The sequence below is a fragment of the Williamsia muralis genome, assembly GCF_002735905.1.
Classification (GTDB): Bacteria; Actinomycetota; Actinomycetes; order Mycobacteriales; family Mycobacteriaceae; genus Williamsia; species Williamsia muralis_A.
Genome location: NZ_PEBD01000010.1, coordinates 1,151,728 through 1,175,412, shown reverse-complemented (window position 1 = coordinate 1,175,412; position 23,685 = coordinate 1,151,728). Strand labels below are relative to the sequence as shown.

At 65.1% G+C, this 23,685-nt stretch carries 21 protein-coding genes; 15 read left to right on the top strand and 6 right to left on the bottom strand.

The features are described from left to right. The first annotated feature begins 91 nt into the window (after positions 1–91). Positions 92–901, top strand: coding sequence for an enoyl-CoA hydratase (locus CSW57_RS18970; protein WP_099384612.1), 810 nt, complete (start codon positions 92–94; stop codon positions 899–901). Positions 902–903: 2 nt separating this feature from the next. On the opposite strand, the gene CSW57_RS18965 is transcribed toward CSW57_RS18970, so the two are convergent. Together CSW57_RS18965 and CSW57_RS18960 are read right to left on the bottom strand one after the other, a co-directional pair. Continuing rightward, a complete protein-coding gene (locus tag CSW57_RS18965) occupies positions 904–2,385 on the bottom strand; it encodes a sugar porter family MFS transporter (protein WP_099384110.1) in 1,482 nt (493 codons plus the stop codon). Between the two features lie 200 nt (positions 2,386–2,585). Next, positions 2,586–3,101: a hypothetical protein gene (locus tag CSW57_RS18960; RefSeq protein ID WP_223249345.1), complete on the bottom strand. Its 516-nt coding sequence runs from the start codon at positions 3,099–3,101 to the stop codon at positions 2,586–2,588. Between CSW57_RS18960 and CSW57_RS18955 the strand changes: the two genes are divergently transcribed. After that, positions 3,100–3,666, top strand: a complete 567-nt coding sequence (locus tag CSW57_RS18955; protein ID WP_099384109.1) for an HhH-GPD-type base excision DNA repair protein — start codon at positions 3,100–3,102, stop codon at positions 3,664–3,666. The two genes, CSW57_RS18960 and CSW57_RS18955, sit on opposite strands and share 2 nt — an antisense overlap. A 40-nt stretch (positions 3,667–3,706) precedes the next feature. Next, a complete protein-coding gene (locus tag CSW57_RS18950; protein ID WP_099384108.1) occupies positions 3,707–4,450 on the top strand; it encodes a hypothetical protein in 744 nt (247 codons plus the stop codon). Between the two features lie 17 nt (positions 4,451–4,467). On the opposite strand, the gene CSW57_RS18945 is transcribed toward CSW57_RS18950, so the two are convergent. After that, entirely contained in the window at positions 4,468–5,808 is a 1,341-nt protein-coding gene (locus tag CSW57_RS18945) for a wax ester/triacylglycerol synthase domain-containing protein (RefSeq protein ID WP_099384107.1), read from the bottom strand. A gap of 255 nt (positions 5,809–6,063) precedes the next feature. Between CSW57_RS18945 and CSW57_RS18940 the strand changes: the two genes are divergently transcribed. The 4 genes from CSW57_RS18940 to CSW57_RS18925 all read left to right on the top strand — a co-directional run bounded on the left by CSW57_RS18940 (position 6,064) and on the right by CSW57_RS18925 (position 10,894). Continuing rightward, complete coding sequence (locus tag CSW57_RS18940; protein ID WP_223249344.1) at positions 6,064–7,680, top strand: aldehyde dehydrogenase (NADP(+)); 1,617 nt, start codon at positions 6,064–6,066, stop codon at positions 7,678–7,680. A gap of 29 nt (positions 7,681–7,709) precedes the next feature. After that, entirely contained in the window at positions 7,710–8,645 is a 936-nt protein-coding gene (locus tag CSW57_RS18935) for a 5-dehydro-4-deoxyglucarate dehydratase (RefSeq protein ID WP_099384106.1), read from the top strand. Further along, positions 8,645–9,916, top strand: a complete 1,272-nt coding sequence (locus CSW57_RS18930) for a glucarate dehydratase family protein (protein ID WP_099384105.1) — start codon at positions 8,645–8,647, stop codon at positions 9,914–9,916. The genes CSW57_RS18935 and CSW57_RS18930 overlap by 1 nt, the downstream gene beginning before the upstream one ends. 84 nt (positions 9,917–10,000) lie before the next feature. Continuing rightward, complete coding sequence (locus CSW57_RS18925; RefSeq protein ID WP_099384104.1) at positions 10,001–10,894, top strand: LysR substrate-binding domain-containing protein; 894 nt, start codon at positions 10,001–10,003, stop codon at positions 10,892–10,894. A 21-nt stretch (positions 10,895–10,915) separates the two neighbouring features. Here the strand turns inward: CSW57_RS18925 and CSW57_RS18920 are convergent, their stop codons facing one another. Both CSW57_RS18920 and CSW57_RS18915 read right to left on the bottom strand, forming a co-directional pair. Then, the gene (locus CSW57_RS18920; protein ID WP_099384103.1) at positions 10,916–11,311 is read right to left on the bottom strand and encodes a universal stress protein; all 396 of its coding nucleotides are present in this window, start codon (positions 11,309–11,311) and stop codon (positions 10,916–10,918) included. Further along, positions 11,308–12,354 (bottom strand): 2-hydroxyacid dehydrogenase, encoded by a 1,047-nt coding sequence (locus tag CSW57_RS18915; protein WP_099384102.1) that lies wholly within the window; start codon positions 12,352–12,354, stop codon positions 11,308–11,310. Before CSW57_RS18915 ends, CSW57_RS18920 begins: the two co-directional genes overlap by 4 nt. A gap of 423 nt (positions 12,355–12,777) precedes the next feature. Here CSW57_RS18915 and CSW57_RS18910 point away from each other — a divergent pair, with 423 nt between their 5' ends. From CSW57_RS18910 to CSW57_RS18875, 8 genes are all read left to right on the top strand, one after another. Beyond that, entirely contained in the window at positions 12,778–14,295 is a 1,518-nt protein-coding gene (locus tag CSW57_RS18910; protein ID WP_223249415.1) for an ABC transporter substrate-binding protein, read from the top strand. A gap of 70 nt (positions 14,296–14,365) precedes the next feature. After that, a complete protein-coding gene (locus tag CSW57_RS18905) occupies positions 14,366–15,292 on the top strand; it encodes an ABC transporter permease (protein ID WP_099384100.1) in 927 nt (308 codons plus the stop codon). A 9-nt stretch (positions 15,293–15,301) separates the two neighbouring features. Further along, positions 15,302–16,318 carry an ABC transporter permease gene (locus CSW57_RS18900; RefSeq protein ID WP_099384099.1) on the top strand — a complete coding sequence of 339 codons (1,017 nt, stop codon included), beginning with the start codon at positions 15,302–15,304 and terminating at the stop codon, positions 16,316–16,318. Then, on the top strand, positions 16,315–17,337 hold the full coding sequence (locus CSW57_RS18895) for an ABC transporter ATP-binding protein (protein ID WP_099384098.1): 1,023 nt from the start codon (positions 16,315–16,317) through the stop codon (positions 17,335–17,337). The genes CSW57_RS18900 and CSW57_RS18895 overlap by 4 nt, the downstream gene beginning before the upstream one ends. Beyond that, positions 17,330–18,397: an ABC transporter ATP-binding protein gene (locus CSW57_RS18890; protein ID WP_099384097.1), complete on the top strand. Its 1,068-nt coding sequence runs from the start codon at positions 17,330–17,332 to the stop codon at positions 18,395–18,397. The genes CSW57_RS18895 and CSW57_RS18890 overlap by 8 nt, the downstream gene beginning before the upstream one ends. Continuing rightward, on the top strand, positions 18,394–19,110 hold the full coding sequence (locus CSW57_RS18885) for a sulfite exporter TauE/SafE family protein (RefSeq protein WP_099384096.1): 717 nt from the start codon (positions 18,394–18,396) through the stop codon (positions 19,108–19,110). Before CSW57_RS18890 ends, CSW57_RS18885 begins: the two co-directional genes overlap by 4 nt. Positions 19,111–19,135: 25 nt before the next feature. After that, positions 19,136–20,494 carry a glucarate dehydratase gene (gudD, locus tag CSW57_RS18880; protein WP_099384095.1) on the top strand — a complete coding sequence of 453 codons (1,359 nt, stop codon included), beginning with the start codon at positions 19,136–19,138 and terminating at the stop codon, positions 20,492–20,494. A 17-nt stretch (positions 20,495–20,511) separates the two neighbouring features. Continuing rightward, positions 20,512–21,486 carry a 2-hydroxyacid dehydrogenase gene (locus CSW57_RS18875; RefSeq protein ID WP_099384609.1) on the top strand — a complete coding sequence of 325 codons (975 nt, stop codon included), beginning with the start codon at positions 20,512–20,514 and terminating at the stop codon, positions 21,484–21,486. 137 nt (positions 21,487–21,623) lie between these two features. Here CSW57_RS18875 and CSW57_RS18870 read toward each other — a convergent pair whose 3' ends face one another. Continuing rightward, on the bottom strand, positions 21,624–22,832 hold the full coding sequence (locus CSW57_RS18870; RefSeq protein ID WP_099384608.1) for an HNH endonuclease: 1,209 nt from the start codon (positions 22,830–22,832) through the stop codon (positions 21,624–21,626). Positions 22,833–23,685 lie beyond the last annotated feature (853 nt).

The following is a 23,685-nucleotide window of genomic DNA, read 5'->3' as shown; positions in this document are numbered from 1 at the left end:
GCGCCCCTGCCATCGGGGATCGACCCTGATCTTTGTGGCCGACTTCCCTGATTCGCACCTCAGGGAACGCCGCTCGTGTCACGATGGCGAAATGTCGTATGTCCGGGTGGATCATCCCCGCGAACACATTGCCCTGGTGACCTTGGATCGCCCAGAACGCATGAATGCCATGGCTTTTGACGTCATGCTGCCCTTCAAGGAAATACTCGAGGAGATCAGTGCGGACAACGCGGTCCGAGCGGTCATCATCACCGGCGCCGGACGCGGATTCAGTTCTGGCGCCGACCAGAAGTCGGCGGGCAAGATACCCGGCATCGACGGGCTGACCGCCCCCACGATCGCGCTTCGTTCCTTGGAGCTGCTCGACGAGACGATCAAGGCGATCCGCCGCATGCATCAGCCGGTGATCGCCGCCGTCAACGGCGCCGCGATCGGTGGCGGGCTTTGTCTGGCGCTGGCATGCGACATCCGCATCGCGGGCGCTGCGGCCTATTTTCGTGCAGCGGGTATCAACAACGGGCTCACCGCAAGCGAGTTGGGTTTGAGTTACCTGTTGCCGCGAGCCGTCGGCAGCTCACATGCCGCGGAGATGATGCTGACCGGATGGGATGTCCACGCCGACGAAGCCGCCCGGATCGGGCTGGTATCACGAACTGTTCCCGACGCCGACCTGCTCGACGAGTGCTGCCGCGTCGCTGACCGGATCGCCGAATTGTCGCGCCCGGGAATCGAACTGACCAAGAGGACGCTGTGGTCGGGCATGGAGGCCTCGAGCCTCGACGCGCACATGCAGGCCGAAGGTCTCGGCCAGCTCTACGTCCGGTTGCTGACCGCCAACTTCCAAGAAGCGACGGCCGCCCGAAAAGAGGGACGGCCGCCGCTGTTCACCGATTCGCTCTAGCGCTATTTCTCTTTGGCCGCGGCCTTTTCGACCTTGAGTGCGGCCTCGACGTCGCCGAGAGTGTCCATGTCCTCGAGTTCCATACCCTTGGTCTCGGGAACCTTGAAGTGCACGTAGAAGTACGACACGATCGCGCAGAACGCGAAGAACCCGTAGATCCATGCCAGGCCGAGGCGCGAGTTCAGTTCTGGGAAGAGCAGCGAGATGGTGAAGTTCGCGAGCCAGTTCACACCGGTGCACACACCGAGCGCCACACCGCGGATCCGGTTGGGGAACATCTCCCCCAGCATCACCCACATGACCGGGCCCCATGTGGCAGCGAACGCGACCACGAACAGGTTGGCGCCGATCAGGGCGACCACTCCCCAGTTGTCCGGGAGGGTGATGTCGTCGCCCGAGCCCTGCTGCTGAGTGAAGGCCGCACACGCCAGTATGAGACCGATGGCCATGCCGACCGAGCCGATCAGCAGGAGCTTGCGGCGGCCGATACGGTCGACGAACAGGATCGCGCCGAAGGTCATCACCACGTTGACGACAGCTGTGATCACCGACGTCTTGAACGACTCGCTCTCACTGAATCCGACGGACTGCCACAGCGTTGTGGAGTAGTAGAAGATTGCGTTGATGCCGACGAACTGCTGCAGCACCGCGATCCAGATACCCACCCAGACAAGGGGATGCAGGCCAAACGAAGGTCCGCGGATGTCCTTGATCGACACATTGGATTCGCGTTTGAGGGTCAACCGGATCTCTTTGACACGTTCGAGTGGGTTGGCCTCGCCCGTGACCTCGGTGAGAATGCGGGCTGCCTCCTCGTCCAGATTGCTACCCACCAGATAGCGGGGTGATTCCGGGATGAGCAGGGCCAGAACACCGTAGACGATGGCGGGGATGACACCGACCATGAACATCCAGCGCCACGCCTCGATACCGAACCATAGATCGCTCGATGCGCTACCGGCGCTGTCGGCGAGCAGCGCATCCGACAGCAGTGCGACGAAGATGCCCATGGTGATGGCCAGCTGCTGAAGGGATCCGAGTGCACCGCGGTATCGGGCGGGGGCGATCTCGGCGATGTACGCCGGAGCGATCACCGACGCGATGCCGATACCGAGGCCGCCGATCACACGCCAGATCAACAGGTCTGGGACCGACCACGCCAACCCTGTTCCGATGGACGAGGCGATGAACAGCGCGGAGCCGAGCAGCATCACCTTCTTGCGGCCCCAGATGTCCGCGAGCCGACCGGCGAACCAGGCGCCGAGCGCGCACCCGAGGAGTGCGATGGCGACCGCGAAGCCCTTCATGAACGAGTTGAGCTCAAAATGTGTGCCGATGGATTCGACAGCGCCGTTGACCACCGAGCTGTCGAAACCGAAGAGGAATCCGCCGACGGCTGCGGCGACGGTCACACCGATGACCTTGGCTACGTGGGCCTCACCCCCGACCGGCCGGCTGGATCTACTGGCTGCACCTGTGGACATCGGGGGTACCCACCTTCCGGACGGCGGTCGGCAATCACCGCCGACGACATACGCCAAGAGCTGACGTTACTCCTGTCATGTCAGGCGAGTTCGCAAGTCCCCGAAAGACAGTCGGTCACAAGTCGGTCACCGGCGAGCTGGGCCGCAAGCGTTTGCGCCGCCGCGAGGTGGGGAACTCCAGAGCCCCACCCGACAGGTGGTCACACCGTTGCAGCGCCGCGACAGGTCGACGATTGCGGGTTCACCATGGGCACGAAGGCGAGTGCGCCGATCTTCTGGGTGACGGCGTAGGCCACGTGGCCACGGCCGGTCGGCAGGGAACCTTCCCAGCTGGCCGAACGGCCCCGCGCCGGGATGATCGTCGTCCCGCGCGCTCCGGTGGTGGTGTTGACCCAGCGGACGGTTGCCTCGACGTTGTATTCGAGCAGGAAGCCAGGACGCGAGTTGTTCGCACTGAGGTAGAGGACAGGCCCACGCGCCCCGTCGGGCGGGAAGACGACATCGTTGTACACGTCGATGTCGATCCTGAGCCGGCCCGGCGACCACGGGTCGGCGCTGTCGCAGCGCACGGTGTCGACCGACTCCGCTCTCCCCGACCCGGACCGCCCTGCCGAGCATTCAATCACCACCGAGTCACCGGTGATCGGGGTTCGGTGCGACGGGTCCTCGCGCGCGGCGATGTGGGTTGAGTGCCCGGCACTAGACTTCGTGTCCATGACCAGTCTGCACATCACGGGTGACCCGTCCGCCGACGAGTTGCTCAGTACCGATTCCTTCGCGCTGCTGGCCGGGATGTTGCTGGACCAGCAGTTCCCGATGGAGCGAGCATTTGCCGGGCCTGCCAAGGTCAGGGAACGGTTCGGCAGTCTCGATCCCGCCGCGATCGCCGCCGCCGAGCCCGACTCGTTCGCCGACCTGTGTGCCACTCCGCCGGCCGTCCACCGCTACGGCAGGTCGATGGCCGCGCGTCTGCAGGCCCTGGCCACCATCGTGGTGGAGCAGTACGGCGGCGACACCGCCCGGATCTGGAACGAGGCGGCCGACGGACCGGATCTGGTCAAACGCATCAATGAACTGCCGGGTTTCGGCGCCCAGAAAGCCAAGATCTTCACCGCACTGCTCGCAAAGCAATGTGGCGTCGCTCCTGATGGCTGGCAGAAGGCGGTCGGCGACTACAGCAAGGCCGGGTACCGCTCGGTGGCGGACGTGGTGGACGAGGAATCCCTGCAGAAGGTGCGAGCATTCAAGAAGGAACAGAAGGCAAAGGCCAAAGCAGGGTGATCCGCCACCGGCGTGGAGGGGACGTCTTAGGGTGAACGGCATGGATGCCAGATTGGTGATCGAACTTCCGACCCGGTTGGGATTCGCGATCGCGGGGGCGGCCCTGTCGGCCGTCGAGGCCAGCGTGGCGGTCAGCCGAATTGCGATCGAGAACGTGCAGCACGAGATCACGGTGGCGATGGGGGTGTCTCAGGGACCTCCCGGCCGCAGTCCCCTGCAATTGATCGGTCAGGTGGCCGAGCTCCTCGAAGACGACCGTTCACTGGGCCGCATCCTGGCCAAGGACGGCCCCCTGGAGCGGCTGGTGTCCGATGACGGACTGGTGAACCGAATGCTGTCCGACGACGGCGTGCTGTATCAGATGACCGAGGACGGCGGGCCTCTCGATCGACTGCTCTCGCGGGGTGGACCGGTCGACCGTCTCCTCGCCGAGGACGGGATCTTGGCCAAGCTGACCACACCGGGAGGTCTGCTCGACCGCCTCGCCGAGGATGAGGGCTTCATGGACCGACTCGTTGCCGAAGAGGGGTTGCTCGAACAGCTCCTCGGCGAGAACGGGGCCATCGAACGAACCATCGCTCCCGGTGGGCCGCTGGATCGGTTGACCGAGCTCGTCGAGGTGATCGGCGAACTGGCACCCAACATCCGCAAGCTGCAACTGACGGTGGACCAGCTCAACGACGCGGCGGAGGTACTGGGTCAGGCGGTGCAGCCACTGGGAGAACTGGTCGGCCGTCTACCGAAACGGTTGGTGCGCACCAAGAACGGCCACGACGACAGCTAGTAGCATCCGGCGACCAGCTACGTCCCGGCAACGATTCGATTCCAGGCGATCGACGCGCTCAGTGTCTCGACATAGTCGTCGATGTCGCCGATCGCTGACTCTGCCGCATTGACACTGATCGCCACCGTGTCACCGATTCCGTGAACCCCGTGGGTGACGCCCATCGCAGGCGACAGGGCCGGGTAGCCGGCGGTGAACGCAACCGGCGCCCCGCCGAATGTCAGGTCGGCCGGACCGCGGTTGATGCTCGACACCACCGTGTTCCCGATGACCATGGGTGTAACCGCAGCCGGGTCGAATAGTGTTGTTCCCCAGTACAACAAAGGAGCGGGAACCGCAGCGAAGGCTTCGTCGGCCGCTCGCAACGCGGGATGAGCACCACGTGATCGACGATGCGTCAACGCCTCGGCGATCTGCTCGGTTCTTCGTTCCCATGATGGCGTGGTGCTGAACAGATCGATACCGGCATTCCGGAAGTGGTTGCGAGCGAGGGGTTTTCCTGGTTTTGCGACAGTCAGCTCCGCACCGAGCGTGGCGGTGTCGACACCCTGGCCGGCGAGGTGCTCCGACAACCCCAGCGAGATGGCTGTGAGCGCTCCTACGGTGACGGTTGGCCCCGGAAAGTCGTTGCGGTCACGGACCAGCGTCCGAATCTCGCTGCGACCCCCCGGCCTGTTGTTGGTGGGCAGCGCCGGCCGCACATCGGCCTGCGGGGGCACGGATCCGTCGGCCACGTCCGCGACCAGCCTTCGGTGCGTCACAGCAGCATTCAGCCCGCGCAAGCCCAATGAGCCGAGCTGCTTGGGTGTCCGGATCGCTGCGACCGTTGCCGCTCGGGCCGTCGAGTAGCCGCTCTCGGGTTTCGCGGCAGCGCTGTGGCGCGGTTCTCCGCCATCGACGAACAGACTCCTGGCCACGCCCGTCGCACGGCGACCGTCGACGAGGGCGTGTCCGATCTGCAGGACCACCACCGTCGCTTGTCCCTGGCAGCGGGGAACGTCCCCGACACCCTCGAACACGTGCAGACGCCACACGCTGGAGCGGAGGTCGAGCTGATCTGCGAACAGATCCTGAACGGCTGCAAGGCAACCCGACCAGCTGGGCTGCGGCAACTGGTGCACTGCGACGTGATCTGGCCGGACCCCGTGGCGAACCCAGTAAGGGTAGTCGAAAGCACAGCCTGGGTCGGCGACCCGCAAGGTCAGATCGACGTTCGACGCCGCGCGCCCGAGCACGTCGTCGATGGCCGACTCGAGGTTGCCCACCTCACCGTCGAACGCGAACAGCAGGAATTGGTCGTTCGGAACTCGACTCGACATCCAGTACATCTGGGCATCGACAGGTGTCATTCGCTCCATCCGACGAACGTACTTCACCGCCGCGGGCACATCGGGCGCCCATCTGTTGGCCGCAACCGTCCGCCCACGTCGGTCGATACAACTTAGCTATTGAACACGTCCACATTTGACTTGGACATGAATGAATAAGCGGCCTACGGTCGATGTATGACCCAGGTCACGCCTGCCGCTGGGCGGCGTGGTCTGGGTCGACGACGCAGGTCGGCCGCGATCGCGATGGCCGAACAAGTACGCACAACAGGTAGGAGTCGGCACATGACGACGACAGAAGATCGCGCGACAGCGCAGGCGCAGATGAACACTCTGACCGGGCAGATGATCATCGCTGGCACCTTGGTCACCGGACAGGGCGACACCCTGCACGGACTCGACCCGGCGACCGGCGACGTCCTCGAACCGGGTTACTCCTACGGGTCCGACAATGACGTCGACGCCGCTTGTGCCGCTGCCGCCGCTGCCTTCGACCGGTATCGGTCGACCACGTCCACCGTCCGAGCCGAATTCCTCGAGGCGATCGCAGAGAACATCGAATCTCTCGGCGACACCCTCGTCGACCGAGCCTGCTCCGAATCGGGTCTACCCCGCCCCAGGATCGCCGGCGAGGTGGGCAGGACCGCAGGGCAATTGCGCCTGTTCGCAGGCGTACTGCGAGACGGCGGCTGGAACGGTGCACGCATCGATCCCGCACAGCCCGATCGCGCACCGTTGCCGCGCGCCGACATCCGGCAACGCAAGATCCCCCTCGGACCGGTGGCAGTGTTCGGCGCCAGCAACTTCCCGCTCGCGTTCTCCGTGGCAGGCGGCGACACGGCCTCGGCTCTCGCGGCCGGCTGCCCGGTGGTCGTGAAGGCACACGACGCTCATCCCGGTACGTCAGAACTGGTCGGTCGCGCCATCACCGAGGCAATCGACCGCACGGGGATGCCCGCCGGAACGTTCTCGCTTCTCTACGGCTCGGGACCGGTCCTCGGTACCCGTCTGGTGACAGACCCGAGGATCAAGGCCGTGGGATTCACCGGATCGCGTTCTGGCGGAACAGCTCTGGTCGCTGCCGCCGCAGCCCGGCCCGAGCCCATCCCCGTCTACGCCGAGATGAGTTCGGTCAACCCGGTGTTCCTCATGGAGTCCGCCCTGCAAAACCGGGGCACCGACCTCGGGCAGGCATTCGTGGGGTCGTTGACCATGGGTGCCGGGCAGTTCTGCACCAACCCCGGCCTGGTCATCGCCGTGGACGGCCCCGCGTTGGATGACTTCGTGCGGTCTGCGAGCGACGCGATCGCCGCGTCGGCCCCAGCACCGATGCTCACCCCCGGCATCGCGAGGTCCTACGCCGACGGTGTCGAGGCGTTGTCGACCGCAGCGACCGCCGAGGCGAAGGCCCCGACGATCGACCGGCCGAATACGTGCGGCGCCGCTGTCTTCAGCACCGACGCCGATACGTTCCTGGCATCAGAGGTGATGCAGGGGGAAGTATTCGGATCGGCCAGTCTGGTGGTCAGATGCGTTGACACGAACCAGGTACGCGCCGTCGCGGCACGCCTGGAAGGCCAGCTCACCGCGACGGTGCACTGCGACGACGACGACCTCGTGGCGGCGGGCGAGCTGATGAGCGTTCTCGAACTCAAGGCGGGCCGCATCTTGTTCAACGGCTGGCCCACCGGGGTCGAGGTCGGCCACGCCATGGTCCACGGCGGCCCGTATCCAGCGACGTCCGATTCGCGCACCACGTCCGTGGGATCGCTTGCCATCGAGCGGTTCCTGCGGCCGGTCGCCTACCAGGACGTCCCACCCGCACTGCTACCGTCGGCGATCGCCGACGGTAACCCCGATCAGCTGTGGCGCCGCATCGACGGCCGCCTCGTCCAAGACTGACCAACCCCACCCATTCAAGGAGAAATCTGATGCTCGACGGAGTTCTGTTCTTTCCCGTCACCCCGTTCACCCCGTCCGGGGATGTGGACTACACCCTGCTCGCCGAGCACCTCGACAAGGGTGTCGCCGCGGGACCCGGTGGCGTCTTCGTTGCCTGCGGTACAGGCGAATTCCACGCTCTGGGGCTCGACGAGTTCAGCAAGATCGTCGCAACGGCGGTCGAGGTCGTGGCCGGACGGGTGCCAGTCTTCGCCGGAGCCGGCGGATCGCTGGTCCAGGCACAGGAATTCGCGCGTAGCGCCGAGGCCGCGGGCGCCGATGGCATCCTGCTGCTACCGCCGTACCTCGTGACGATGCCGCCCGCCGGGCTCGTGGAGTACACCCGCACCGTCGCTGCCGCCACCGATCTACCGCTCATCGTCTACAACCGCGGTTCGGCCGTCTACAACGAGGCTGCCGCGGTCGAGGTGGCGCAGCTGCCCACCGTCATCGGGTTCAAAGACGGTACCGGCGACCTGGACAACGTCGCGCGCATCGTGATGGCCGTCAAGGACGCCCTGGCACCTTCGGGCAAGAACTTCCTGTTCTTCAACGGTCTGCCCACAGCCGAGATCACCCAGCAGGCCTACCGCGCCATCGGCGTCACCCTGTACTCCTCGGCGACCTTCGCGTTCGCCCCTGAGATCGCGCTGGCGTTCTACAACGCCCTGGAGTCCGGGAACGACCAACTCGCGGAAGCTCTGTTGCGCAAGTTCTTCCACCCGTTGGTCCGCCTGCGTAACCAGGTCCCCGGTTACGCGGTGTCGATGGTGAAGTTCGGCGTCACGATGGAGGGTCTCGATGCCGGACCGGTCCGCGCACCGCTCGTGCCGCTGACGCAAGCGCACCAACAGGAGCTCATCGAGATCACCGCTGCCGGCCGGGCCGTCCTCGAAGGCGCCCTGTCACCGGCCGTCGCGGTCTGATGCCCACCGGACCGATCCGGATCACCGGCGCCCGCATCACCCCGGTCGCTTTCGCCGATCCGCCGCTGCTCAACACCGTCGGCGTCCACCAGCCCTACGCACTGCGGGCGATCATCCAGCTCGACACCGACGCCGGATTCGTCGGACTGGGTGAAACCTACGCCGACACCGCACATCTGGCTCGGCTCGAGGCGTCCGCGAAGGCGATCACCGGACACGATGTGTTCGCGCTCAACGCGCTGCGAACGACCATCGATGCCACCCTCGGCACGCTGTCGGTCAGCGGCGGTGACGGTGTGGCCGGCATGATCACCACCGCCAGCACCACCGACCGGGTGCTGTCACCCTTCGAGGTCGCGTGCCTCGACATCCAGGGCAAGGCCCTGGGCCGGCCGGTATCGGATCTCCTCGGCGGCGCCGTGCGCACCGAGGTGCCGTTCAGTGCGTACCTGTTCTACAAGTGGGCCGGCCATCCCGGAACCGACCCAGACGAGTGGGGCGCGGCGCTCGACCCGGAGGGTCTCGTCCGGCAGGCGCAGCGGATGATCGGCACGTACGGATTCAAGGCGATCAAGCTCAAGGGCGGCGTGTTTCCTCCCGAGCAGGAGATCGCGGCCATGAAGGCCCTGCGGTCGGCATTTCCCGACCTGCCGCTGAGGCTGGACCCCAACGCGGCGTGGACGGTCGAGACCTCGATCGAGGTGGCATCCGAACTCGCCGGCGTCGTCGAATACCTCGAAGACCCGACACCGGGCCTCCGGGGCATGGCCGACGTGGCGGCGGAAGCGAAAATGCCTCTGGCCACCAACATGTGCGTAGTCGCCTTCGACCAGCTCGAACCGTCGGTCCGGCAGAACTCGGTGTCCGTGGTTCTCTCCGACCACCACTATTGGGGTGGTCTGCAACGGTCGCGGTTGCTCGCCGGGATCTGTGAGACCTTCGGTCTGGGCCTTTCCATGCATTCCAACTCGCATCTGGGAATCAGCCTCGCCGCCATGGTCCACCTGGCCGCCGCGACGCCCAATCTGTCCTACGCCTGTGACACTCATTGGCCGTGGAAGACCGAGGACGTCGTACAAGCGGGAGCGTTGTCCATCGTCGACGGCGCAGTGCCGGTTCCGGCGGGGCCGGGACTGGGGGTCGAGATCGACGAAGATGCCCTCGCGGCCCTGCACCAGCAATATCTCGACTGCGGCATCCGCGATCGGGACGACACCGGATACATGAAAACCATCGACCCGTCGTTCGAGAACACCTGCCCGCGCTGGTGAACCCGCTCGTCTGGCGCTGAGCCGGCGCGTACATTGATTCACTGGGCCGCTTACGCGCCCGATTCCGATACCGGGAGTGGATCAATGTTCTCGCTGGCTCGCCTCACCTGCTTCATCGCTGTCGCCGAAGAACTCCATTTCGGCCGAGCCGCCGAACGTCTTCACATGACGCAGCCGCCACTGAGCAGGCAGATTCAGCAACTGGAGAACGAACTCGGGGTGCAACTCGTCGACCGGACCAGTCGTTCGGTCACGCTGACCGCCGCCGGCTCGGCCTTCCTGCCCGACGCCCGACGCATCGTGCGGCTGTCCGAGAGCGCCGTACTGACCGTGCGCCGGGTGCCTGCCGGCGATCTCGGCACCGTCATCATCGGCTTCACGGGCGCATCTGCTCACGCAGTACTGCCTCGGCTGCTGGCCACCGCCCGTGAGGTACTGCCCGACGTCAAACTCGTTCTGCGCGAGATGGTCTCTTCTGCCCAGATCGAGTCGCTATCCGGTGGAGAGCTCGACCTGGGGCTCGTGCGCCCTATCATGACCCGTCCGGGTATCAGCAGCCGGCCGATCCATCACGAGCGGCTGATCGCCGCCTTACCTGCGGATCACGATCTCATCGATGCCGAGCACCTCACCATCGAGGACTTCGACAACCGTCCCGTGGTGATGTACTCCCCCGTCGACGCCCGCTATTTCCACGAGTTGCTGATCAGCACGTTCACCATCGTCGGCGCGACACCACGTTACGTCCAGTACGTCACCCAGGTGCACACCATGCTGGTGCTGGTCAGATCCGGTCTCGGAATGGCGCTGGTGCCCGAATCTGCCGCCACCATGCACCCTGAGGGCGTCGTCTTCAAAGAGGTGACAGCTGTTCGAGACCGCCCGGTTCAGATGAATGCTGCTTGGCGCCCGGACAATCCGAATCCGGCATTGGCGCGGATCATGGAAGTCGTTCTACCGCAACGCGAATGGATTTGATCTCGAACCGTGAAGCAGTCGTCACACGGCAGAGCGTACCGGGGGTTTGACTGCGGCGACGGGGCACTGCGCGTCGAGCAGAACCCGTTGCATGGCGCTGCCGGTCAGCAATTTGCCAACCGGCGAACGACGACGGATACCGATCACGATGAGCTCGACATCGTCGCGATACGACGCGTCGATGAGATTGTCGGCGTGCGAGAGAGCCGGGTCGTTCGGCTCGATCGCAACAGTTACATCGGCGGCCCCGGCGGCCTGGCGTGCAGCGTCGAGATCCGACTCGAACTCCGGAGACGATCCGCTGTCGTCCTCGGCGATGACCATCAGATCTGTTCCGCGCATGCGGGCCTCGGCGAAACCGAACGACAACGCACCGCGCCCCTCTGTAGAGGGAACATAGCTCAGCACAACGCTCATGGGCGCGGCCTTCCTTTCGGTTCAGGTTGCAGGACGGCCGTCCTCAGCGTGCCCCGGCCGAGATACTCGTCGAGGTTGGCCAGCGTCAGGGCTTCCATCGCGGCGCGGGTCTCGGTGGTGCCACTGGCGACATGGGGCAGCAGCACCACGTTGTCGAGGCCGACGAGCGCTGCCGGGACATGCGGCTCGTCGGCGAACACGTCGAGACCCGCGCCGGCCAGACCACCCGACGTGAGCAGGTCGACCAGCGCTTCTTCGTCGACCACGCTGCCCCGCGCCACGTTCACCAGAAATCCGTTGGGCCCCAGCGCCTCGAGGACATCACGATCGACGAGCTGCCGGGTGTGTTCACCACCTGAGGCCGCCACGACGAGTACGTCCACCGTCGCCGCCAGTTCGGCCGGCGACGTTGAGTACCGATACGGCGAGCCGAGTATTTCGCGGCGGTTGTGGTAGGCAATGCTGCACCCAAAACCGCTGAGGCGCTGAGCAATTGCCGAACCGATGCGGCCGAGTCCGATGATTCCGATGCGGGCGCCCGTCACCTTGCGCGTCAGGCGGAAGTTGCCCTCGTCCTCCCACCGGCCGGCACGCACGTACCGGTCCGCAGCAGAGAAACCGCGCAGCGTGTCGATGAGCAGTCCCACCGCAGTGTCCGCAACGCAATCGGTGAGGACGTCCGGAGTGTTGCTCACCCCCACGCCCCGCTGCCGAGCGACCTCGACGTCGGTGGTGTCGTATCCGACGCCGAAGTGGATGATCGCGCCGAGGTTCGGCAACTGCGCCATCAGTGCCGCGTCGACGCCCGTGCGGCCAGAGGTGACGACGGCGGCGACGGCGTCGCCCCGAGTGGCGAGGAAGCCTTCTCTGGAACTGTCGTCCGGAAGCAACAACGCTCCGTAGCCGGCTGCCAGGGACTCAGCGAGTGACGGCTTGAGCGGGCCGACCTGCAGCACCCGTCCCGCTTGGTCCTCCGAGTCGCGATACTGCTGTGGTGTAGCGCTTTTCGCCGGTCGTGCCGCGACTGGTGCGACATCGGCCATCGTGCCTCCTGACGACAGGGAAAGACCATCGCGGTCTTCATCGAGTTGCCCGTACGGTAAGCCGCCTCAGGAATACCTGTCCAACTCGTAAATAACATGGACTGATACCCAAACGGCATCACTGGCTTGGTCACCGAGCGGACTCGGCGACAAGCAATCCGTAATGCGCCAGGTCAGAGGCTATATTGCAGGTGAGTCGTGTCACCAGATGAGACAGCCAGTGACGCCCATCACCGACAGAAATGGCGGTTTGCAGGCGTTTTGGCCTGTTGACGCCTCCTCGGGGCACTTCTACGTTGTGGCTACCGTCACAAACGGCCAGCGTCTCGATCGACGCGATTCACCATCATCAACGGAGGACCCATGCACGCCGCAGCCCCGCAGCCGGCATCCCGACGCCATTCCGTACGGGCGGTCGTCGCCATGGCCGCCGTGGCCGCTCTGGCCACCGGTTGTTCGGTCGCCAACTCGACACAGACCGACGCTGCCGACCCGAACACCCTGCGCATCGTGCTCCCGCAGGAGCCTCCGACGCTCGAGCCTTGCGACGCCTCGCTGACGGCCACGGGTCCCGTGGTCCGGTCCAACATCACCGAGCCGCTCATCGAACGCAATCCCGATACCGGTGACCTCGAGCCGAAGCTGGCCGACTCATGGGAGCAGACCTCTCCCAACACCTGGACGTTCCGCATCCACCAGGGCGTCAGATTCAGCGACGGCACGCCCTTCGATGCAGAAGCCGCCGCCTTCTCCATCAACCGCACGATCAACTCCACGATCGGCTGCGAGGTGGACGGTTACGTGTTCGGTGACGACGAACTGGTCGTCGAAGCCACCGATCCGGCGACGGTGACAGTGACCACCCCCACTCCGGATCCGATTCTGCCGCTGCGTCTCTCGTTCATCGAGATGGTCCCGACCAGTACCGACACCGCGGACAAGGTGCGTATCCCGATCGGCACCGGTCCCTACCGGGTCGACTACTGGGATCCGGGCCAAAAGCTGGCTCTCGCGCTCAATCCCGAGTACGCCGGCCCCACCCCGGAGTACAGCCGTGCGGTGTACCAGTGGCGTACCGAGGGCAGCGTGCGCGCAGCCATGGTGACCAACGACGAGGCGGAGATAGCCACCTACCTGGGCCCGGAAGACGGCGCCGGGGACCTGGGTGTCTCGTACCCGAACAACGAGACCACCGCGCTGCGGATGCAGGCGGATGAACCACCGCTCGACGACTACCGGGTTCGCGAGGCCATCGACCTGTCGATCAATCGCGACGGGATCATCAAGGCCCTCTTCCGCGGCCTCGGGGATCCGGCCGCACAGCTCGTCGGCCCGAGCATCATCGGGTTCAACGACACGATCTCTGCCACCCCCTACGACCTCGACCGCGCGAAAGAGCTTGTGGCCGAGGCCAAAGCAGACGGGGTGCCGGTCGACAAGCAGATCAAGCTCATCGGGCGCACAGGGATGTACCCGAAGGTCAACGAGACCATCGAGGTCATCCAGAACTCACTCGACCAGATCGGTCTCAACGTCAAGATCGAGATGATGGACACGTCGGGCCAGATGCTCTATCAGATCCGACCCTTCCCCGACGAGGGACCGATCCTGCTGATGATCCAGCACGGCAACCAGGCCGGTGATGCCCAGTTCACCGCCGAGCAATACCTGCTGAGCGATGGCTACCAGAGCACCTACGGCACGCCCGAGTTCGACGCCGAGATAGAGACAGCCCAGAACCAGACCGGCGATGCCCGCCAGGGGGCGTTCGCCGCGGTCCTCGCCGACGAACCGAGCAAGATCCGTCAGTACGCCTACCTCGCTCACATGAACGCGGTACTGGCCAAGGCGCCGTCGGTCGCCTACCAACCGAATTCGGCAACCGGTGACGAGATGCGACTGGCCGAGATGACCCATGCCACCTCCTCCGGCAACGACTGATCCCCGCTTTCCACACCATCTGAAGGAACCTGTCATGACCAGCCCCATGTCCTCGAGAAAGCGGTGAGAGATGTTCGCCTTCCTGCGACGCCGCATGTACACCAGCCTCATCCCCCTGTTGGTCGTGCTCTTCGGTGTCTTCCTGCTCGCCCGACTCACCGGTGATCCCACCAACCTCTACCTACCGGTGTCTGCGACCCCGGATCAGCGTGCCGAGTTCGCGGCCGAGAACGGTCTCGACAAGCCCGTCTGGAACCAGATGCTCGACTACCTGGGCGGAGTGGTCCACCTGGACTTCGGAGAGTCCCTCCGCACCGGCGAGTCAGCAGCCGAGATGGCCCTACGGGCGTTCCCCGCGACGTTGCAGCTGGCGTTCTTCACCATGCTTCTGGCCATCGTCGGCGCGGTGATACTGGGTTGCTGGGCTGCTTTCCGGCCCAACTCACTTGCCGACCGCTTCTCGTCGCTGCTGTCGATGACCGCGGCGAGCGTTCCCGACTTCTGGTTCGCCATCACAGGCATCTGGATCTTCGCGGTGGTCCTCGGGTGGCTGCCCACCTCCGGAACGGGCAGCAGCCTGTCCTGGATCCTGCCGATCGCCACGCTGCTGATCAGGCCGCTGGGAGTCCTGACGCAGGTGGTCCGGGGCGCGATGGTGCAGGCGCTCTCTGCGCCGTATGTGCGACTTGCCCGCAGCAAAGGGGCCGGCGACATGCGCGTCGTCACCCATCATGCGCTGCGAAACGCGGCCGCACCGGCGTTGACCGTCGCCGGCGACCTCGCCGTCGCGCTGGTCAACGGTGCAGTGGTGGTGGAGGCCATCTTCGGTTGGCCCGGCATCGGCAAACTGATGATCGATTCGATCCTCCAACGCGACTTCGCAGTGCTGCAGGCCGCCGTATTGCTCACCGCTGTCAGCATTTTCATCCTCAACGTCGTCATCGACGCCGGTTACGCGCTACTGGACGCGCGGGTCCGCGAAAAGGTCAAGGTCTAGGAGAACGTCATGTCGATTGTCACCGGACCGTCCGAGTCCACAGTCACCGATCCCACCGGTTCACTGGTCGCGCCTACAGACATCACCGGCGATTCCGTTGCCGCAGGCAAGGTTCCGTCCAGCAGGATGCCCCTCTGGCGACTGCTGTTGCGGGATCCGATGGCCACCGTCGCCGCAGGCATCCTCGCCTTTGTGCTCCTCGTCGCCTGCTTCGGACCGTGGCTGGTGGGTAGCGCCGCCACCGATCAGAACCTGGACCAGTCGAATCTGGCCCCGTTCAACCTCGACACCGGCTGGATGAACGTGCTCGGCACCGACCCGCTCGGTCGCAGCATGCTGGCCCGCCTGATCGTCGCCTGTCAGACCACGATGATGGTGGCCCTGCCCGCCGTGGTGATCTCCTGCGTCATCGGTTCGGTGATCGGCATGTGGGCCGGTTACCACCGCGGCTGGCGCGAGACGACGGCGATGCGGGTCGCCGACGTGATCATGAGTTTTCCCTCCCTGCTGCTGGCAGTCGTGGTGCTCTACGTGTTCTCGCCGAGTGCGGCCAATATCGTTTTGGTACTGGCGTTCACGCGAATCCCCATCTACCTGCGTACCGCACGGGCCGAGTCGGCCGAACTGCAGAGCAGGATATTCGTCGATGCGGCCCGCACCTTCGGCGCCAGCAGTGGGTCGATCATCCGCTCGCATGTCCTGCCGATCCTGCTGCCCACCTTGCTCACCGTCGCCACCCTCGACTTCTGTTTTGTCATGCTGGCCGAATCCTCGCTGAGCTTCCTGGGCATCGGTATCCAGCCCCCGGACATCAGCTGGGGCCTGATGGTGTCGCAGGGACGCACCTATCTGCAGACCGCATGGTGGCTGTCGTTCTTCCCAGGTCTGGCCATCGTGGTGACCACGGTGTCCGCCACGATCCTCGCGGCGTGGGCCCGGATCGCCACCGATCCCGGCCAGCGCTGGCGCCTCACCGTGCCGCGTGCCCGCCGCCGTCTGTTCTCCTCACGAAAGGCAGTCGCATGAGTGCACCAGCCATCGCCGGCCCCGGCGCGGCCACCGCCGACGAGCGGATCGCCCTGGACGTCACCGACCTCACCGTCGACCTGCGCACGCCCACCGGGGTGGTGCGGGCCGTCGACCACGTCTCGTTTGTCGCGCGCCGCGGCGAAACGCTGGCCCTGTTGGGCGAGTCCGGATGTGGCAAGTCCATGACCGCCCAAGCCCTGGTCGGGCTCTTGGACCCGATCGCCGATGTCACCGACGGCACGGTGATGCTCGGGGACACCAACCTGACGACGGCGAGCAAACGCAAGCGCCGGCAGGTCGCCGGAACCGAGCTGGCGATCGTCTTCCAGGACGCGCTGACCGCGCTCAACCCGGTGTACACGGTCGGTACCCAGCTCGCCGAGCCGTTCCGTATCCATCGCGGGATGTCTGCGCGGGCCGCCAAACGCGAGGCCATCCGGCTGATGGAGCACGTCGGCATCCCCGAGCCCGAGTCCCGTATCGACTCCTACCCCCATCAGTTCTCGGGTGGTATGCGCCAACGACTGTTGATCGCGATGGCGGTGGCCCTGAGCCCCAAGGTCCTTCTCGCCGACGAACCGACCACCGCGCTCGATGTCACCGTGCAGGCACAGATCATGTCCCTGTTGCAGAATCTGCGCGCCGAGTTCGACATGGCGGTCATCTTGATCACCCATGACCTGGCACTGGTGGCCGAGCAAGCCGATCGGGTGGCGATCATGTACGCCGGCAACGTCGTCGAGACCGGGCCGGTCGCCGAGGTGTTCTCCCGTCCGAGACACCCCTACACCAAGGGGCTACTCGACTCGGTGCCCGTGAACGCCAAACGGGGCGAGGATCTCAAGTCCATCGGTGGGACTCCCCCGGACCTGCACTCGATCCCGACCGGGTGCGTGTACCAGGCCCGATGCCCACTGGCACAAGACCTCTGCGCCACCTCCCGACCTGCACTGAAGTCAATCGCCACCGGCCGTTCCGCGGCATGCCATTTCACCGAGGAGGTCGGCAATGTCTGAGTCCACGAAACCGAGATCGACGGGATCGTCGGTCCTCGAGGTTCGCGACCTCACCAAGACGTTCCGGGTGCCGGCAGGCAAAGACGGCAAGACCGAGCTCAAGGCGCTCGACGGAATCGACCTCGATCTCGCCCCCGGTGAGACACTGGGCCTGGTCGGTGAATCAGGTTGTGGCAAATCAACTCTCGCCCGCACTCTGATGATGCTGGAGCGCCCCGACACCGGGACCGTCAGCTGGGATGGCGTCGATCCGTACACCCTCAAGGGCAAGGACATGCTCGCCCTGCGACGCCGCGTCCAGATGGTGTTCCAGGATCCGTATGCGTCGCTCAACGCGCGGATGACGGCCGCCGAGATCATCTCCGAGCCGTGGCGGACCCACAAGACCCTCTACAAGTCCAAGCGGGACAGGGCCGCTCGGGTGCGCGAACTCCTGCATCTGGTTGGTCTACGCCCCAGCGACGAGCATCGCTCACCACAAGAGTTCTCCGGTGGGCAGCGCCAGCGGTTGGGAATCGCCCGGGCGCTGGCTCTCAACCCGTCGGTGGTCATCTGTGACGAGCCGGTGTCGGCACTGGACCTCTCGGTGCAGGCCCAGGTGCTCAACCTGCTCAACGACCTGCAGCAGCAACTCGGCATCTCCTACGTCTTCATCTCACACGACCTGTCGGTCGTGCGGCACGTGGCCGACCGCGTCGCCGTCATGTATCTCGGTCGAATCGTCGAAACAGGGCCCACCGAAACAGTTTTCGACACCCCGATGCATCCCTACACCGAAGCGCTGATGTCCGCGGCGCCCACTCTCGACCCCAAAACCCGGCGGACCCGCATCATCCTGGAGGGCGAAGTGCCCTCGCCGCTCAATCCGCCGTCGGGCTGCCGATTTCGTACTCGTTGCATGCACGCCACTTCCGAATGCGCGGAATCGGCGCCGCCCGTCGCCACCGACGTTCCGCAGACCACGTCGATCCGGGCAGCATTGAGCGGTCCGCCACACATGGCCGAGTGCTTCCACCCGCGCAACACGGTGTCCCTCGGTATGCCCGCAGCCGTCGGGTGAGCATCACAGCTCTCGTCGTGATCATCGTGGCCGTGTTTGCTGCCGCGTGCATGCAGGCATCGATCGGTTTCGGCATGGGGATGCTTGCCGCCCCGATCGTCGCCCTCGTCGACCCATCGCTCATCCCGGGCACGCTGATCATGTCTGCGGTGGTGGTGACGCTGCTCGTCGTGATCCGCGAACGGCAGAGCCTCGACCTCCGGGGCACCGGGTGGGCGCTGGCGGGCCGTGTCCCCGGCACCATCGCGGGGGCATTGCTGCTGCTGTTCCTGCCCGAACGCGGGCTCGCGTTGCTGCTCGCCGCAGTGGTGCTGGCCGGTGTTGTCATGGCGACGATGGGTTGGGCGCCACCGCCGCGGCGACGAAACCTCGCGACTGCGGGCGCTGCGTCGGGTCTGCTCGGCACCGCGACCTCGATCGGTGGTCCGCCGATGGCTTTGGTGCTGCAGGGGTCAAGCGGCCCCCGACTGCGCGGGAACATGAGCGCGTTCTTCTTCGTCGGGTCATTGATGTCCATCGCGGTGCTCGCCGCCGCCGGTGCCATCGAACGGGAGAACGCCGAGATGTTCCTGATTCTCATCCCGGCGATTGTGCTGGGCTACGCGGCCTCTCGATTCGTCAACACATTGCTCGACCCGGTGCGACTACGCCGGCTCTCCATCGCCATCTCCTCGGTGGGGGCTGTCCTGCTCATCGGGCAACAGATCATTTGAAATCACAACAGCGAAAGGCTCCACAATGACGTCATCAGCCACATCGCGAATATCGCGTGGTGCTCCCGCAATCACCGAGATGCGGGTGATCCCGATCGCCGGCCGCGACAGCATGCTGCTCAACCTGTCCGGGGCACATGCTCCGTTCTTCACCCGGAACCTGGTGATGATCACCGATGCGGACGGAAACACCGGGGTCGGCGAGGTGCCGGGCGGCGAGCCGATTCGTCAGACTCTGTGCGATGCAATCGAATTGGTTGTCGGACGCCATGTGGGTGACCACAACGCCATTCTCGGCGACATGCGGCGCGCCTTCGCCGATCGTGACTCGGGTGGGCGGGGCAATCAGACGTTCGATCTTCGCACCGCCGTACACGCCGTCACCGCTGTCGAATCCGCTTTGCTCGACCTGTGGGGCCAACACCTCGGAGTGCCGGTTGCCGCCCTCCTCGGCGACGGCCAGCAGCGCGAGCGCGTGCAGGCACTGGGATATCTGTTCTTCGTCGGCGACCGCACCAAGACGGGACTCGACTACCTCGACGGTTCCGGAGAGTCCGACGACTGGCTTCGACTACGGCACCAGGAGGCGCTGACCCCTGAGGCCGTCGTCGCTCTCGCCGAGGCCGCGCACGATCGTTATGGCTTCTCCGACTTCAAACTCAAGGGCGGGGTGCTGGCACCTCAGGAGGAAGCGGCCGCGGTGACCGCGCTCGCCGAACGCTTTCCGGCCGCGCGCATCACGCTCGATCCGAACGGCGGCTGGCTGCTCTCGGAGGCGATCGAGACCTGCCGCGGACTGCGCGACGTGCTCGCCTACGCCGAGGACCCGGTCGGACCCGAGGGCGGCTTCTCCGGGCGTGAAGTGATGAGTGAGTTCAAGAGGGCCACCGGGCTGCCCACCGCCACCAACATGATCGCCACCGACTGGCGGGAGTTGGGGCACACCATCCGATCCGGAGCGGTCGACATCCCGTTGGCCGATCCTCACTTCTGGACGATGGCCGGATCGGTGCGGGTGGCGCAGCTTTGTGATGTGTGGGGCCTGACGTGGGGATCGCACTCCAACAACCACTTCGACGTCTCGCTGGCCATGTTCACCCACGTCGCCGCTGCCGCACCCGGCGACATCACGGCCATCGACACCCACTGGATCTGGCAAGACGGTCAGCGGATCACCAAGGAACCGTTCGAGATCATCGACGGTCACCTCACTGTTCCCGACCGGCCTGGACTCGGTGTCGAGCTCGACATGGACCAGGTCGACGCCGCACACGAGCTGTACCTTCGCGAGGGTCTGGGGTCCCGCGATGATTCGGTCGGGATGCAGTTCCTGGTACCGGGCTGGAGTTTCGACAGCAAGCGTCCAGCACTGGTTCGGACATGAGCGATCCATTGGGGCGGATGGTGATCGTCGTCGGCGACCGGAATCTGCTGCCGCATCGTGAGTTGTTCGAGGGCTTGCTGCCTGCCGAGAGTGAGGTCCGGTGGCACCAACGCTCCGACGAGAAGGCCATCATCAGCGATCTCCCGGCAGCCGATGTGTACGTGGGCGGCAGGTTCACCACAGCAATGGCAGCCGCCGCCCCGCGACTGCAACTGGTGCACGTGGGAGGGGCGGGCACAGACAATGTCGCATTCGACGCGCTCGGACCTCGCACCAAAGTCGCCAACACGTTCCATCACGAGGACTCGATCGCCGAATACGTGTTGTCCACTTCCGTCATGCTGCGCCGTGGTTTCCTCGCCCACGATCGGGCGCTCCGTCAAGGAGTGTGGGCGACATCGGTGTACGACGATTCCCTTCCCCAGCCCCTCACCATGCGCGAGGCGCACATCGGCTTCGTGGGGTTCGGCCACATCGGGTCGAAGAGCTGGAACCTGCTGCGTACGTTGGGGTGCACCGCGTCGGCGGTCACCGGCCGCGGCACTGTCGACGCCCACGCACACGGCCTGTCATGGGCGGGGGATGCGGCCGACCTGGGCCGCCTGATGACCGAGTCCGACGTCGTTGTCGTCTCGGCGCCGCTGAACGCTCATACCCGAGGAATGATCGGTCCCGCAGAGTTCGAGGCCCTCGGTTCGGATGGAGTCTTGATCAACGTCGGACGGGGGCCACTTGTTCAGCAGCAGGCTCTCTACGATGCCCTCAGTGCGAACACAATTCGCGCGGCCGCCATCGACGTGTGGTACTCGTACCCCGGCCCGGATGGTCGCGGTATGCCGGGCGATCTGCCCTTTGCCGAACTCCCCAATCTGCTGATGACGCCACATTCTTCCGGCGTCACGCACGACACTTTCGTGGGGCGGGTTCGGGACATCGCCGACAACATCCGCAGACTCGCCCGGGGCCTGACACTGGCTCGTACCGTCCGCTGATCGCGCGGGCGGTTCACACTGTGGAGTTGTCAATGTTCTATCGCGGTTCCGGCCGTGGGCCGGTTGCGAGTGGGACTATCGATCTATCGGCCCAGCAGTTCGGTGTGGTCTTGCCGCTTTGTGCGGTTCGGCCGCAGTCACGCAGCGAGGGTGAGCGTCCTACGGTTGTAGGCCGGCAGGGGTTTTCGCAGCGGATCCACGTCAGCGGGCGGTAGCAGCCATGGGTGTTTGTCTGGCCCCATGACAACGTCCCAGTCCGTGTTGTGAACTGCGCGGTGGCAAGTGCGGCACAACAGACACCCGTTCTCCAGGGTGGTCGGGCCACCTTCTTGCCAGTGGACGATGTGATGGCAGTCGGACCATTCCGCGGGTGCCCCGCATTTCACACAGCACGCGTCCCGGATGATGATCGCCTTGCGCAGCAGCCCGGTGAACAGGCGGCGTGGTGGGCTCAAATCGATCGGCACCTCTTGGCCGTCCAAGGTCACCGATGTGATGGACGAGTCGCAGGCGAGCGCGGCGGCAGTGGCTTCGGTGATGGGGCCCATCCACCGCAACGACGCGCGATCGGGTTCATCGGCCGGAACAGTCACGATCACTTCGGTTCTCGGGGCCGGCGCCGATGTTCGTCCACCACCGCAGTCCAATAGCTGGTGCAGGGCATCGGCTCTGCGCCGCGCCGAGGACCGGCGATCTTCACTTCCGTCGGGCTCAGGGCGCGGCTTGCTCCAGACGTTCAGGGCAGATCGCATCTTCTCCCCCATCACCGCATCGAGATCGAACTTTCCCACGAACCGACCGTCGACAACTGCAAAGTCCACGGTGTTCATCGCCGAATCCTCGGACGCCGGGAGCCCACCCGTGTTCCCAGAAACCTGATTTCCGAGCTTGCGCGCGGCCTTGCCCACCTCGCCCGGCGAGGCGCCGGAGATGGCGTGGCTCAACAATTTCCGCTCGATGTCCGCTCGCTCCTCAGCAGCCATCTCGGAGCCGGCCCGGGCCGCGACGTGCGCGCGCCCCCTGACCACCGCATCAACATGTTCGGTCGACAGGAATCCATCGCGAAAGTAACCGGCGGTGCGATCCAAACCGGTCAGTCCGGTCCCGATCCGCAACCACCGTGATGCAACCGCTGGAGCCACCCCATTGGCTTGCAACAACTTCGAGGTGGTAAACCCTGACTTCTTCGCTATCCCCAGCCGGTCGATATGCGCCGCCACCGAAGACAACTTGCACTCGGTCGCATTGCGCAGGGTGATCAAATCTTTGATCAGACCCACAACACCCGATGGGTCATCCGGAACGACCATCCCCATCACATCGTCGACCACATCGAGAATTCGCATCCTCACACCCCTCCCCAGGGACCCCCATAGCAGCTACGCCGATCGAACTCTGCGCCAGCTGCCCAATTGATGCCTTCATACTACCGCATTCGAACACATGTTCGCAAGATCGGAATTGTAGATTTCCCTGTCTAACAACATATTTCGCCAATCGCGCGAGCGCTCACACCCGTCAGGCGGAGGTTATCACCAGCCTCCGACACCAATCCGCGGATCGCCCGCAACAGCAACCCTGAAAACACCCATCGGACATCGATCGCGCATTGGCGGGCATCAGCAAAGGCCCATGCGTCGCTATGCATCAAAGCTACGGGCCGCCCAGCCAGAGCCGGAACTATCGAAGTGGCCTCGACCAAAGGAGGCCACCAAGCCTTCACTGAAGTTCTCGGAATCGCCTACCCCAGTGTCAATCTGTTGCAGAGGCAAGGATCAACAGACGCTACCTGGACGCTTCACCATCGCCGACCGTCGCCACACACGTCGACAAGCACACAATCCGAGGCTCCGTCGCGCCGAAGCGGCGATCAGGCGAAAAGCGACTGTTGAGCGACTACCTGGGATCGGTGTACGAGCCTGTCAGATACCGCGACGACGCGCAGGTGAAACCCGTTGCGCGCGTTCGCTCCTTCGATACCCTCGGCAGAGTGCCAGAGAGGACACCAGCCGGCTGCTAGACCACTGGCTCGCCAAGCAATCAGGCCTAAAAGCCTACAACGTCAGAGACCTTCAACGCGTGGCCGGCATGGTGAACCAACGACACAACCCACCCTCGACTACCCAACACCCGCCCGAGCCTTCGCATACTGCTCGACAACGACACCACCTAAGCCGCCTAACAGCGCCTCGCTGTCAT